This is a genomic window from Microbulbifer regidiadema (SeqCode), assembly GCF_052467605.1.
Genome location: NZ_CP174316.1, coordinates 3,550,553 through 3,565,090, shown reverse-complemented (window position 1 = coordinate 3,565,090; position 14,538 = coordinate 3,550,553). Strand labels below are relative to the sequence as shown.

At 47.8% G+C, this 14,538-nt stretch carries 11 protein-coding genes; all 11 read right to left on the bottom strand.

The genetic code is table 11. The features are described from left to right. Window positions 1–26: 26 nt before the first annotated feature. The 11 genes from tssG to tssM all read right to left on the bottom strand — a co-directional run bounded on the left by tssG (window position 27) and on the right by tssM (window position 14,487). The gene (gene tssG / locus ACJJIF_RS16225; protein WP_444929364.1) at window positions 27–1,157 is read right to left on the bottom strand and encodes a type VI secretion system baseplate subunit TssG; all 1,131 of its coding nucleotides are present in this window, start codon (window positions 1,155–1,157) and stop codon (window positions 27–29) included. After that, entirely contained in the window at window positions 1,121–2,950 is a 1,830-nt protein-coding gene (gene tssF / locus ACJJIF_RS16220) for a type VI secretion system baseplate subunit TssF (protein WP_444929363.1), read from the bottom strand. The genes tssG and tssF overlap by 37 nt, the downstream gene beginning before the upstream one ends. Continuing rightward, window positions 2,950–3,423 carry a type VI secretion system baseplate subunit TssE gene (gene tssE / locus ACJJIF_RS16215; RefSeq protein WP_444929362.1) on the bottom strand — a complete coding sequence of 158 codons (474 nt, stop codon included), beginning with the start codon at window positions 3,421–3,423 and terminating at the stop codon, window positions 2,950–2,952. Before tssE ends, tssF begins: the two co-directional genes overlap by 1 nt. Window positions 3,424–3,428: 5 nt before the next feature. Next, on the bottom strand, window positions 3,429–4,949 hold the full coding sequence (tssC, locus tag ACJJIF_RS16210; RefSeq protein WP_444929361.1) for a type VI secretion system contractile sheath large subunit: 1,521 nt from the start codon (window positions 4,947–4,949) through the stop codon (window positions 3,429–3,431). 96 nt (window positions 4,950–5,045) lie between these two features. Then, a complete protein-coding gene (gene tssC, locus ACJJIF_RS16205) occupies window positions 5,046–6,533 on the bottom strand; it encodes a type VI secretion system contractile sheath large subunit (protein WP_444929360.1) in 1,488 nt (495 codons plus the stop codon). Next, complete coding sequence (tssB, locus tag ACJJIF_RS16200) at window positions 6,530–7,051, bottom strand: type VI secretion system contractile sheath small subunit (RefSeq protein WP_444929359.1); 522 nt, start codon at window positions 7,049–7,051, stop codon at window positions 6,530–6,532. The genes tssC (ACJJIF_RS16205) and tssB overlap by 4 nt, the downstream gene beginning before the upstream one ends. Before the next feature lie 50 nt (window positions 7,052–7,101). Further along, window positions 7,102–8,400 carry a type VI secretion system protein TssA gene (gene tssA, locus ACJJIF_RS16195; protein WP_444929358.1) on the bottom strand — a complete coding sequence of 433 codons (1,299 nt, stop codon included), beginning with the start codon at window positions 8,398–8,400 and terminating at the stop codon, window positions 7,102–7,104. Between the two features lie 184 nt (window positions 8,401–8,584). Further along, window positions 8,585–9,181: a hypothetical protein gene (locus ACJJIF_RS16190; protein ID WP_444929357.1), complete on the bottom strand. Its 597-nt coding sequence runs from the start codon at window positions 9,179–9,181 to the stop codon at window positions 8,585–8,587. Window positions 9,182–9,510: 329 nt separating this feature from the next. Continuing rightward, the gene (locus ACJJIF_RS16185; protein WP_444929356.1) at window positions 9,511–10,236 is read right to left on the bottom strand and encodes a SapC family protein; all 726 of its coding nucleotides are present in this window, start codon (window positions 10,234–10,236) and stop codon (window positions 9,511–9,513) included. Window positions 10,237–10,252: 16 nt separating this feature from the next. Beyond that, window positions 10,253–10,930, bottom strand: coding sequence for a type VI secretion system-associated protein TagF (gene tagF / locus ACJJIF_RS16180; RefSeq protein ID WP_444929355.1), 678 nt, complete (start codon window positions 10,928–10,930; stop codon window positions 10,253–10,255). Window positions 10,931–10,944: 14 nt separating this feature from the next. Next, on the bottom strand, window positions 10,945–14,487 hold the full coding sequence (gene tssM / locus ACJJIF_RS16175) for a type VI secretion system membrane subunit TssM (protein WP_444929354.1): 3,543 nt from the start codon (window positions 14,485–14,487) through the stop codon (window positions 10,945–10,947). Window positions 14,488–14,538 lie beyond the last annotated feature (51 nt).

The following is a 14,538-nucleotide window of genomic DNA, read 5'->3' as shown; positions in this document are numbered from 1 at the left end:
TTCCTAAATAATGTTATTAATTTTACTTATGCAGCAGGCAAAGCTTCATCGGGTGAAATATTATCTGCACTCAAGGTAATCTGGACTAACCTATCACCATCTTGCTCACTAGCCATATGGGTATTCCAGCCCAGTAAAGGTTCATTGTCAGATTTTCTACTTAGCTGCACAGGGGCTACCTGGCTAGTTAAAAGCGTCACTGACAACTCAAAATCCAACTCAATACCAGCACTGAAATGTATAAATTCCTTAAGCGCTTCTAACTTTTTAGTTCCTGGAGCAATCGTCATAAATTGCTCATAAGGAATAGAATCAATAATTACTCGAAATTTATTCTGCGCTTGGAAGCAGTGTGTCCCAAGAATCGCATTAACGCCCAAACAGTTGTTTATACCTTTGGGTGCCTGAACGCAAGGTAAGCGACACAAGATATCATTGGGCAATTCATCCCACTGCCCCTGAAACTGCTCTATACGCACAGATAAATCAAAATAATGTTTAATCATGCCGGATAGAGCAGTGGCCGAACAGCGTCCACTGGAAAGATACCCCCCCATTCCCACCAGAGCTTCATCTGGTATCGGCATCCGGTAACGCATCTCACTAGTACCAAGCCCTGCCAGAGATGCAAGTGCCTGAGTAAATTTATCAGGAGCGGTGGAGTTTTGCAGGCGCTGCCGCTCATAGTTCACCGGCAGCTGATACTTATGCCAAGCTTGGTAAAAAAGTGAAATACTGCGGTGATTAAACATGTCGATAAAATCACGAAGTGCAGTATTATTCTCGCGTAGTTCCCTTTGCACTAATTCGGTTAAGTAATAAGGCATTACCCCCTGGCTACCGATTAGACCTGTGAACCCCACCTCCATATGCCACTGCTGAGAATTCTCTTCGCCGAGCTCTTCACCCTCGACGGTATCTTTCTCTAAACGCAGAACATCCGAGCTTACAAAAGACAAACCAGATTGGGCACTAAAGCGTATAAACTCTTTAGCCGGTGGAGCTGCACTTGCTATTGGCTCTTTACTAAAATCGGTACCAGCCAAATGGACCGCACGCTCGACCAGCCTTACCGCTTGAAAAAAATCAAAACTATAAGGCTCTCGGCGCAATCGTTCGATTACAGTAAAGCTTTTTCGCCGGCGCGAGGTGGCCATCGTTTCAACTCTCCATCTCTGCCACTCATCGTAGCAATCAGTTTTGTAAACGAATTAATCGAACAATATAGCCCCAAAAAACGCTCTATTATGCTGGCAAATAATAAGGGGCTTGTGCCATTCAACATCATCGAATCAAGTTCAATTTCAACCTCTGTACCGCGACACAAAACTACGCTTTGGTCTATCTGAATAGGTGCAGTAACAGGTTTTGTATTCAGCTTTAACAGCGACTCAATCAGGTTACGCGTACTTGCCGAGTCGCGAAAATCATAAAGCCTAAAAATTTCTTTTAATGCGTTGCAGCCACCCGCTCCTGACAGCGACAGGTGATTAAGATTGAGATGAGAGATCAATCGCCAATATCCCCGCTCTCTTCGCGGTGGTCGTAGTGTTGCGGTTGGAGAAACGACACAACTAATTCTAGCTGTGGGCAAATCGCCATCAACAACCTCAAGGTAGGGTTGCGAATTTCCACTAGGCAGTTTCTTAGCCAAGTTTCGATTGCAACAAGTCAGCTTAATATCTAGCGTTTGATCACTAATTCTGTGAGGATTAAAATTTAGATCAACCAGGTTGATATCAATTTCAGACGCCTGCTCATTTCGGTGCTCACCCTCGATGACATCTCTGCGACGACTAAACCAAAATGCCGATTGGTCATCGTGATATTGGCTGTGCTGAATACCATAGAAAGGTCGATACTTGGTTGTCTCACCATCACCATCAGTAGCCGCAACCTCATCAACAGAATATATTTCCAAACCATCTCTGCGACGCGCATCGGGAATAACATGATAACTATACTGGGCGTGACTGAGAGGAATTGGATCTGCACTTTGCTGAAATAAATTTACCGCCGGAGTACATCCCAACGCAAACATGCTAGGACTTAACTGCTTTTCTAGCTCTTCATGGGTTTCAGACAGATAAAAATAGAGATTTAACGTATCCCCATAACTATCATTCAGGGCTTCACCAATATTTAATATATCTAAGAATAGAAATTTTTCTGGGAAAGCAAAATACTCTGTTAGCAGTCGATAGCCAATAAATGCCGTATCGGGATATGGCAGTAAACCCTCATCCGGGTTAAGCCCCACTTGACTGACTTCATCTGCTGAAAGAAAAGTTGGCTTTGGATCACTTTCTCCACTGGCCACAACCAATTTTACACACTTGCTCAAAAGCAGGTCATACAAACTATGAATGTGAGATGGCTGGCCGCGCAGGAAAAAGCGCAACTTTTGCGGGCTCAACTCGGAAAACTTGATACTTGGACTTAACGTCTTCAGTGAAAGCTTAAGAACCGCATTCGCCCCCTGGACATCATTACAGCCTGGAGCAATAAATGGTCTAGGCATCAGACTGGCGCTAACCGCCTGGAACGGACAAATTTCCGCCGGATAGTTGGTCGTAAAGCGACAGGTTTGCCCCTGAAAGCTGTCACTTTCCAATAGAGTATTTTTTTCTACTGGGGTTATCGCATCCAAATCCTTCTCTGGTTCAAATTGGACAATAGCACAGGAAGGTATAGGGCGAAGATAGTGAGGATACAGCGTCTCCAGCATGGCATCGGTTAGCTCTGGAAAGTCATCGCTGAGCTTTTGCTGCACCCGGGCATTCATATAAGCGACCCCGGATAGCAGTCGCCCTACCAGAGGATCATCTACCGTGTCTGCATCCAACTGGAGTCTGGATGCCGCAGCAGGGTGCATTTTTGCAAACTCAGCAGAGGTCTGCTGAATAAATGCGAGTTCGCGCTCGTAGAGATCTATTAATTTTTCACTCATTACATAATCTCAGACACGTCTACCAGCTGGGTAACTGGGTTGAGTGCCGAATCAAATACAATAATTTCTGATGCCGGATTTACATGTAACATTGCTTCAACACGAAAACGTATACTGGGATCCTCGACATCCACTTTATCTTGGGTAGTTACTTTGACTGAACGTATCCTTGGTTCGAAACCCAATATAGTTTTTTCTATATCCCGGCAGAATTGCTTGCGGCTAATTGCTGAAGACAGGTTTACCGTCGACAAATCCGGTAAACCGTAGTTGATATTTGATTGCTGTAAATTTTCATGGGTACTGGGTGCGGAAATACATTTAAATCGCGTATTGAACAAATACTCCAAATCACGACGCACCCCCTCTCGCAACTGCCTTAACACTTGGTGAGGTTGATGCACATCCAGCCTGCTGGAAGATTCTAATAAGCGATCCAATACCGGAGCCAGTAAACGTTTTTCTCTCGCCATAATCGTTAAGAACCTCCAACGCCAATTGTTGCCAATGCTGTTGTAAGCTTCAACTCGGATACAAGGTGGTCAACGGTATAATGGCTCTTGAGATGGATAACACTTTGATAGCTACCCGCTTTACCTGGCTCATCGCTAACTTGAACACGGGATTCCCGCAGGGGATATCGAGCCTGCATTTCCCAGGAGAGGTCATCTCTGCCTGTTGTATATTCGTTAAGCCAGCTCTGTAATTGTCTTTCACAATCAGCGGCATTCATATAGGCACCGACCTTATCCCTAATCATTACCTTGATATAATGAGCAAAACGGGAGGCACAAAGTATTTGCTGAAGCATAGAGCTAATACGGGCATTAGCTGTAGCAGCCTTGGAAGTATATTGTTTTGGTCTTTGCAGTGACGGTACACTATTGAAGGCACTGTATGGGGTATCATAACAATGATTCAAACATACATAACCCAATTCACTTAAATCCCGCTCGGCGAAATCAGTAACCAGAATTGAGGTGGACATACGGATCATTCCTGGTGTGCTATCTGGCCTATAAGGCATCATTGGTAGCTGAGTGACTAAGCCTCCCCCCAGGTGATCACGTGCAACGCCCCGAATGTGGGAAAACCATCCAACCTCACTAAACTCCCTCAGCAATACAGCCCCCAAAGCAAAACAGGCATTACCCCATAAATAATTATGACTATGGGACGCCCGCACCTGCTCTTGAAATCTCAACCCGCGATATGAAGAGAACTCTTCATTGTATGGTTCTCTTAACAGGACTTGCGGCAGGGTTAAAGCAATAAAGCGGCTATCTTCCAAGTCCCTGAGGCCGTTCCAGCGAATATATTCCTTTTGACGGAATACCTCGGAGAAATTGATAGGTTTTGCCAGCTCGGAAAAATGATCTATACCAAATAGCTGTGGTGCGACTGCACACACAAATGGTGCAAATGCTGCGGCGGCAGTATGTGCAATACCCTGTAAGGTAAACACGTCATCATAGGGATGATCGGGCAAGGGGCGGTGCGATACGTAGTAATCCCCCAGCAATAAACCAAAGGGTTCCCCTCCAGGGGTGCCGAACTCTTCGTTGTAGACCAAATGAAATAGGCCTGACTGGTCAAAGTCCGGGGCCCGCTCGATATCCTTGGTGAGATCTTTCCAACTGGCATCAAGGAGTTTGATTTTAATACTCTCAGAGTGAGGGGTGTCGAATACCAATAGGGACAGCCCGCGCCAACTCGCTTCAAGCCGTTGGAATTTTTGGTGGTGAATTATACAGTTTAGTTGGTCGCAAATAATTTCATCCAACTCACTAATAACTCTACTAAGGTACTGACGAACAGAGTAATTTTCTCTATTCGCACAGGGGCATAATTCCGTTAACCAGTATTCAAAAGCAAAAAGTTCATCCGGTTCCTGTAGGAATTTGCGTAGTTCATTCTGCTGCCCTTTCGCCAACTTCTCCGGTAAAACATCAGATTGCTCTTCCGATATTTTGTCATGTGCTACACGGGGCACCGGCATACTCCAACAAGAATTATTATTTAAATAAAGTAAAACTTCGGCCTTGACCAAGGCCAGGTGAAGAGAGGACCCACTCTACCGAGCGGGTCCAAAGCATTATCCCGCAGACGGGATATTTGCCACCATACGCAAGGATGTTGTTAACTCTTCCATCTGCAACCAGGGTTTCAGATAGGCAACAGCACTGTAAGACCCAGGCTGACCCGGAATCTCTTTTACCTCTACGCGCGCCTCAGAAAGCGGATATTTAGCTTTCATTTCAGGGCTGGCATCGGGGTTGGAGTTAGTGTACTGAGAAATCCACTTGTTCAACCAGCGCTCACAGTCACTTGCTTCCATGAAAGAGCCCACTTTATCGCGAGCCATTACCTTGAGGTAGTGCGCAATACGGGAGGTCGCCATCAAGTAAGGCAGGCGTGCAGAGATAGACGCGTTGGCAGTTGCATCCGGGTCATCGTACATTTTGGGTTTCTGTGCAGTTTGAGCACCAAAGAATACAGAGTAATCGGTATTCTTATAGTGACACAGAGGTAAGAAGCCCTGAGCACTCAATTCTGCCTCGCGGCGATCGGTAATACCGATCTCGGTGGGGCATTTCTGGTCGAGGTCACCATCATCACTTTTAAATACATGAGATGGAAGGCCCTCTACTTTACCGCCACCCTCAGCACCACGGATAGCGGTACACCAGGAGTTCTCGGCGAATGCTTTCGTCATGGTCGTACCCATAACATATGAGGCATTCATCCAGCAGTATTGATCGTGCTCTGCTGGACGCGAAACACCACTTTCATCAACTTCGAACTCTTCGAAGTCAAAAGCCTCAATCGGCTTGGTGTTAGCACCGTATGGAGTACGGGCCAGAGTGCGCGGCATTACCAGGGATACAAAACGGGAGTCGTCGCTATCGCGGAAACTGCGCCACTTAATATATTCGGCAGATTCAAAAATACCGCCCAGGTCTCTCGGTTTGGAGAGTTCTGTGTAGTCATCGAAACCAAACATGCCGGCACCGGCTGCCGCAACAAACGGACAGAAGCCCGCTGCTGCAACGTTGGACATCTTACTCAACAGGTCGATGTCCTCTGGGTGACTGGTGAACTCGAAATCACCAATCATGACACCGTAAGGCTCACCACCGGCAGTGCCAAACTCTTCTTCATAAATTTTCTTGAAGGTCTGGCTCTGATCGAATTCAACGGCCTTATCCAGATCGCGGAACAGCTCACGCTTGCTCAGGTTGAGCATGCGGATCTTCATGGTTGCGCCAGTTTCAGAACTCATTACCAGATGATTCAGGCCTCGCCATGATCCTTCCAGCTTCTGAAACTTCTCGTCGTGCAAAATAGCAGACAACTGCTTGGACATAGCCTTGTCAATTGCACTAACAGCCTTCTTGATGGTCTGAGTCAGGTTACGGTCCCAGGTGACCGTTCCCTTCATAACTTGCTCAGTTAAATTCGCAAGTAGGTCTTGCGCCTCTTGAGGCTCAGTTTGTTTGGTTGCGGCAATGGCTTGATCCAGGAGGCTCGCTGACTGCTCTTCAGCTTCACCACCTGCAACGCTTTCTACTTCAGTGCTCATTCTGAATCTTCTCCTTTATCCTCACCCAAACCCAGCTGTTCAGAAATTGCGCTGACATTTTCAGTACTCTGGAGGATATCCTCAAGCACCTTCTCAAGCTCCTCTGAACGATCAGCTTTACTCAGTAGGTCACGCAATTTACTGCGAGCCTCAAGCAGTTGCTTGAGCGGCTCAACCTGTTCAACAATTTTCTCAGGAGAGAAGTCATCCATATGATTAAAGTCGAGATTAACAGCCATTTTGCTGCCGTCATCAGACAGAGCATTCTCTACCTGAAGGTTCAACTTCGGGTTAACTTTACCCATAACATCGTTGAAGTTATCGCGGTCAATTTGAACAAACTTACGCTCTTTCAACACCTTGCGGTTTTCGGTGTTATCACCAGAGTAATCACCCATAACGCCGGCCACAAAAGGAAGCTCTTTCTTAACTTCGGCCCCGTTAGTTTCGACATCGTAAGTGATATGTACACGTGGCTTGCGCACACGCTTAAGTTTATTGTGGATGCTTTCAGACATCTAAGGTCTCCTTTCCGACTTTAGGACTGCTGTTCTTAGTTAATTATCAATTACCAACCATCATTGTTGTTGGATTCTTGCGGTTCACGCCAACCCTCATCAAGGGCAGGCTCAGATACACTCTCACTCGGTGTATCTGCAGCAACCGCTGGAGCTGATGAAGTACCAGCTGTAGTCACTGGTGGGGTTATATATTTTTGTGTATCCGTGCCATCGAGACGAACACCCGTCAACTGCGAGTAAAGTGCCTTTGACTGATCATCGGGCAGTAGCTCCGACATCAGTTCTGAAACGGTCATGCGTCCCCAGCCTATCAACCGCTCCAGGCCCGGAGCCAGCGGCGTATGAGGCTCGTAGGTACGGAAGTACTTTGCCGCCTGCTCGAGTAGTTTCAGAGCATCTTCCCTGGAGACTACCGGGCCAGTTGGTACAACTACGGCACTTGTAGACACAGTAGCAACTGCGGGCCCCTCTGTCTGGGTCCCACCGCCCGTAAGCTCTTCGGAAGATTCCGGCTCCTGCGCAACTTGAGTCTGCTCCAGCGACTCCAACTTAGCTTTATACACAAAGCGGCTTGTTCGCAGTACCTCATCCAGTAGGGATGAAATATTAGTGGTGGGAGGGGCATCGTGGCCACAGCTCTGACGCAAATTGTTATTGATTGCCTTGAAGTACTCAAGTGCCCCTTCAATAGTTTGAATCAGGTTTTGTGCCCATTCGGCACTCGCACTATTTACACATTGCTCAACCTGTTCGAAACTGTAGCCCAGTGTCTCTATGCGGGCAGTTTTCGCATCCTCATCCGTTAGCTTGTCAGCATCCCGGGCCTGCTGGAACTGGAAGAATGAGAAGTCCCCATAATCCCCCTCTGGAGTAATAGCAGCACTGCGAATTGGCATCATCAAGGTGCCATCACCGCCATCACCATTAAGGCCCGTTAAGGGGGCAACCTTGGTTTCAAGGCCGTCTTCATCGGGCAGGGGGTACAGGCCTTCCCAATGCTGCTCTACCAGCGAGTCAATCAGCTGTAAGCCATCTCTAAGGCCGACAAAGCCGTGCAGGCGAATCAAGGCCTCGGTATACCAACTGGCAACTTCTAAGTCTTTACTCTTTTTACTGAGGATATTCTCAGCCACTTTCGCTACATCTCGCCAGGGCGCTAGCAAGTCAGTATCTGCATCATCAAACATTGCAGAGCGCTCAGCGGCCCGCGCACTGTTGCGCGCATCTTTGATCGAGTAGTAGTCAGAAGTTGGCGAACGATCCTCGCGGATATCTTCCCCTACGGGGTTATCCTCTGAGATTGGAGCAACTAATTCATCGATATTTATCGTGTTTGGGAATGCCATCAAAAAAGGCCCTTAAACCAAATCAAATCAAATCCTTTAATCAGAATTCTGAGAAGAGTACACGTTGTAGCTATCTAATCAAGGTAAATAGTACGCTTAATAGCTATTAGCTTGAAAAAACATAGACACTTGACCATTTTACGCTATTTATTTTTGTTAGATTTTGGCTTCTTATTCCAAGCTATTACATAGGAACTACGGTTGAATCGCAACTGTCTACGCTGGTCACAACTTTAAAGGTGGCCAGGATATGTAAAAACTCGGACCTACTCTTTTCAAAACCCTCCTGAGAAGACCATAAAAATACAGAGTAGAAACTACTCTGACACTGGAAAAATGTGACCAGATAGCGGACCGGGGTGTTTGCAACATCAGCGCACATTTCATAAATATGACCATCTCGGCGATTACCCATCAAAGGCTCGGGCCCCGATATCAGAACCCCATCCTTCACCCGGGTTAGACATTGCTGTATTTGAGCCCTGCCAAATTGTTCAAGCGATAATTGTTGGGGCAGCTGACTTCGATCCTGCCTCAATACAATCAAATAACGACTTAACTCTGAGCTTCCCGCCTGGATCACCGCCTCCCTATTCAGGTTATTAAATTCCCGCCAACCGGCAGGGACACCAATAGAGATTGCCCCCCCTACACCTTCCAGAAACTCAAGCACTGGCGGCAGCGGGGGATCGCCGCAATTACTGGACTTTTCAGTACAGTGTATTAAATGATCACCCAGACAGAGCTGCGTATGCCATCCAGCCTCCCAGAACTTTTGCATAAGTTGATATGCTTCTGTTCTATTATCAGTCGTTTTAATTTGCGATTTTACCCCGGTCAAAAGTCCCTTAATCTGACTAAAATCCAAACCAAATTCACGCCCCAGTGCAGCTATTGCATATCGCCGCTCTACAGAGCCCCTTATCCTCCCAGTGAAAATTATCCGGTAAGACATATCAGTAACCTTAGCTTCCTGCTCTGATACCTTTTTAGTCAACCAGGGCCTCTGATACACCCAATCTGATCTCAATCAGGTTGGGTACACTTTCTTAGCCAGACGCCCTGGAGTAATCAGTGATTAGTAAATAAAAATAAAACGCTAGCGTCATATCAATGCAGCGTTTTTGCGTGATTTTTTTTATGTAATACGCTCAAATTTTCTGACTGACGCAAGGAAAATAAATGTGCATAAATAAAGGGCAGGCAACCTGTATCACGCAACTTCAAGAAATCCGCATCCCCAAGCTTGCCCAGTTTTTCTTCCGAAACGCAATAAACACCCCTGAATTTATGCTTGACTCCGCCTGGCAGATCTATATTTATTTCTTTTTCAACCAGTAAATTTAACTGCTGAAGAAACTCCACAAATTTCCACGCCTGCAATTTCTGAAGGTGTATAGTCTCCAGGCGACGCTGATTATCCAGCAGGTACTTACTGGGCTGTCCATTGCGCTCAAATAGATTCTTGCCTTGAGAAGCACTATCACCTACAGACAATAGGGATGACTCAACACAAACATAGGCACTGGAAAGATCCCCCTGCCTGTATTTCAAGCCAAAAGGGTAACTGCGAATCGCTAGAGGGATATAGTCACTCTGCCACTGCCCCTGCTGCCAAAAAAGATTCTCACCCGGCTTCACACCCAACAGCGCACAACTTCCCAGCTTTCCCGTCTCTTTCGACTTGGTAAATATAATGGGGCAAGCACGCGCTATCGCCGCAAACTCTGGCAGTACAATTGGGCAAATATGTAAATTTTTACTATGCGAAAGATCAAATTCAAGCAGTCGGCAGCTGCGGTGCTTTTTTTTATCCAGAATGGTCAGCTGTCTCACTTTGCGCTCCAAAATCCTAGCTCATACTCTGCTGCAAACGTACGCCCAACATTGAACTGTAAAGTTCTGGGCTCGGTAATGACGAGCAAAGTAAGGTTGTAGGTGCCACGTGTTGTGATCCTTCACTCCACCAAAGACTATAAGTGGGATAATTACTCTTACTCATCTGCCCCAGCAAACCGGCAAAACCCCTCTCAAGACTGTTTGACAGCCCACTGGCTACAATAAAGTCTCCCTGCGCAGAGGGCAGGGAGATAATTCCAGCTCTTTCTGGTGGGGCACTAAACGCTTCACATAGCTGGTCTGCATGCAGCATATTTTGCAACGCTGTAATTGCCAGTTCAGACAAGCTCTGAAACCAGCTTTTGGCATCTGACATAAAGGCAAAAGCATCCACCACCGGGGACAACGGAGCGGCAAATGTCAGCGGAAAGTATCGCCCTACACTGTCTACACTGGGCACTAACACACCCGCCCACGCATGGGTATCGATAATCCCTTTACAGTGCACAAATCGCCAAATCGGACTAGTCAAATAATAATCCAACCACTCCTGACCTGCGAGTTCACGGGAACCAAATACCGCACGCTGCAGCCAGCCATCCCACACGGAGACAAAGCTACCGGGGAGTTGCCGCTGCACGAAATCCCCGTGCCCCGGCAACTTACCAAAAATACCTACTGTATTTTGCAAATCACTTACTCCGCCTACAGCGTCTCGGGGCACCGATAGCCGCCCAGCAAGCTGCGATCAAATGGATTGTTTACATTGGATGCAATTAATTTAAATTGAGCCTTGCGCCCCTCCTCAGAGAAAGTCACAAAATGCTCCGCATTACTCCGCCCGGCCTGCAGGTCTGAGCTGGCCAGCAATCTGTACCAGGCCCAATCCCCCTCAAAGTGTTTGCGGTGTACTGTTTCATTCAAATCCTCAAAAATGATTCGTACACGATTACTTTCACCGCCTCGCCAAGTCAACCTTTTAGTCGTCTGTGGACCATGGGAATAGGAAACTCGCTGCTCACCCAGTTCAAGCTCAAACTGACGGACACCGTGATCCAGCTTTGTCGGCTCAATACGGAAGGAGTAAGAGGCCCCTTCACCGGCACTAAAGAAGGTTTTGCGAATACGTTCTGCTCTACGCAACTGAGAAAGCGCGTTGCGTGAAAGGCTGATGCCCTGCCCTTCGACATATTTAATTTGCCAGTTTCTGGTATCCACGAATGGCTTTAGATACTGGTTCACAAACTGCTCTTCAATACCGCCCGGCTTAAAGTACTGATTAAACTCCATAACCGGTACTTCCTGCTCACGACTACTACGCAGGGGATATCGGTTTGCCAAACTATTGCTATAGCTTTGGTATACCTCTTCGCGCCAAACCCGATTGATATGCGCTTTGGTCTTGGCCATCACCAGCCCCCAAGCGCTATCGGCAATATCGGTCAACCACTGGTCAAAGGGCGCGGGCGCATTGGCCGCCTTGACCCTGAGCTGCTTAATAGCGTCACTACCACCGGCAAAACGCGCCTTGGCACGGCCAAAAGCGGCCTGATTAGAATCGGGAGCACTATCAATCTCAGTCAGGTACTCCTGAATTTGGTTGATCGTTGTCAGATACTCCTGAATTCGAGCAGGTCGGCCCTTTTCGCTCTGGGTAATTCGCTGAATCTCTTCAAACCTAACATCTACAATATTGGGTTTATAGTGCTCCTGTAGGGCTCCAGCAGCCTGGCCCAATGCAGCCTGACCCAGCCTGCGGGTAGTACTGGATACCGGCAGCGGAACTCCAGAGGCATCAACCGGAACCTCCGGGCGCAGAGTCAGTCGAGTATTATCAGAAGCAATTTCCGTAATCGCCAGTAATGGTGAATAAATCGGATCAGACAGTTTGGACAAAACATCCAGTGCCTGTGAAGTGCTGCCGAACCTCTGGATTTTGAACCCGCCGAGGAAGCTCTGCCAGCGCTGTAAGTACTCACCCAGGTAGATCCGCTTTACTTCCTCACCGAGTTTTTCCCGGTCAGCTTCCGTAAAGTCCTCACCATTCAGATCCCCACCGTAAATCCAGCGCTCCTCTGCCATGTTTGTCATTAGCTGGGAGTCTGCACCAAAATCCAACTCTTTATAGCCAGCCTTGGTGTAGAGGAAGGGAGTAGTAAAGCGTGGATTACGCGCATCCATACCAAAAATCTGCTCAGTATCCCCGCCAATTTCCTGGTAAAGATCTACAGGGGTCAGTCCGAAATCACTGTTTTGCAACTGGGCAAACAAGCGTTGCGGGACCGGTATACGGCGCAATTGTTGTCTTGCGCGAGCCACCACTCTCTCATTTTCTTTAAGTGAACTGGGCAGAGGTTGCGCAAAAAGCTGATCGAGGTGATAGCGCAATTCTTCCTGTTGCGCCGCCTCTCCTGGCAACTGGCGCTCCCAGCGAGCGGTGTAATAATCCTCAATCGTCTTAAGATCCAGCTTATCCGTATTGAAGAACATCAAGTAGGTTTTGAGTGTACTGACCAGAGCGGGATCACTGCTGCCGAGGCGGCTGAGGTCAGTTTCAATATCGCGCAGCAAGGCGGGGAGGTAAATAGTCTCCAATTTATGTCGATAGAGCTCATTCGCTGCAGTATCGATCCTGGTGTCATATAGGCCCAGGTTACTAATCCACGGGTGCTCCTCGCGTTCGTAGACTGCACTGGCATGCTTGAGGGGCTCCAGTAACTGCAGGGCATTAACAGACGTAATACTTTTACCTTTTAGCTCCTGCTCTGCGCTTTGGTAGGCGCTAAGATTGTCGCGAACCTCACCCATGGATAATTTATTCTGCGCGAGACTGCCACTCCATAGGAAAAGGGCACCGACAAAGCTGCCTCCCAAAGTGGCAAAAACGCCTCGGCGCAACCAGAGATTCGCCGACTCAATGCGTCGATTAACCCCCACCAGTTCAGCCTCAGGGAAAACGACATCCTTCAGCAGTCGATTTAAGAAAAAGCTCTTTCCAACCCCCTGGAACTTGGGGCCTACGCTGCGCTCCAAACCAAAGTCAGCCGTTACCGAAGACATCATACGGTCGACCGGGCTGCCCTCTTGAGTACCACTGGTAAAGTAGACCCCCCTGACCATTGGTACCGTTTCATAGCGATTGGGGCCAAAAGTCTGTTTGACAAAATCGGTAAGGATCTCGGTCAGGCTTTCCATGCGGGCGGGGAAACCTTGCAGTAGCGCCCGCTTTTCTATGTTTCTCTCTTGGTGAACACGCCATAAAACGCGCTGATTCAAACGCTCTATCAGCTGTTCAAATTCCGCTTTAAAGTTGTCGAGGGGAGCACCAACTGTGGCATTCGCTTCACGGGGAAAACTCATGCCCCAGACTTGTTCCCGCTCAGCTTGAGAGAGGTTGTCGAAAAACTCAGTAAAACCTGCAACCAAATCGCACTTAGTGAAAGTGAGATAAATAGGAAAGCGTATACCCAGCTCTTGCTGTAGTTCATTAACGCGCTGGCGAATAAGTTTGGCCTGATGCTGACGCTGCTCCTCTGTTTGCACCATTAGGTCCTGCAAACTAATCGCAACCAGGGCGCCATTAATCGGGCGGCGACGGCGGTATCGTTTTAACAAACTCAAAAATGCCTTCCAGGCACTATTATCGTAAACCCGATGACTATCTTGGGTGGTATATCGCCCTGCGGTATCAATTAAAACCGCATCATTGGTAAACCACCAATCGCAGTTCCGGGTGCCACCCACACCGCCGAGGGCCTCTTTACCGTGACTCTGCGCCAGGGGGAACTCCAATCCAGAGTTCACCAGGGCTGTTGTTTTACCGCAACCCGGAGGGCCGATAATGACGTACCAGGGAAGTTGGTACAGGGACACCTGGCCTTTTTCGGATTTAAACCGCGCACTGCGCAATACACCCATGGCTTCGCGAAAGCGGCCAGAAAGAGCGTCTAGCTCCTCCCGCGAGCGCTCTTCGTCGGGATCTGCCGACTCGGCTTCTTGCGACTCCTCAATACCTTTAATCAGGGCCTGATTTTGACGCCGCTCTACCAGCCACTGGCTAACATTCCACACCAGCCAAATAGCAAAAATAAAAACAATAACGGTTAGGCGGATAGAATGAGGAATTGTGGCGTTATCACTGCCAAATTTAATGTAATCAGCCGCAAACCAAATAAATAGGGACAGAGCTGACAGTCCAATGAGCCCCAGTACCCACTTATTGGTAAAAAAATTACGCAAACGTTTCATGAATTGCTCCATCTTCCGGGATATCGATAGTGCCCCGGATCAATATCAGCC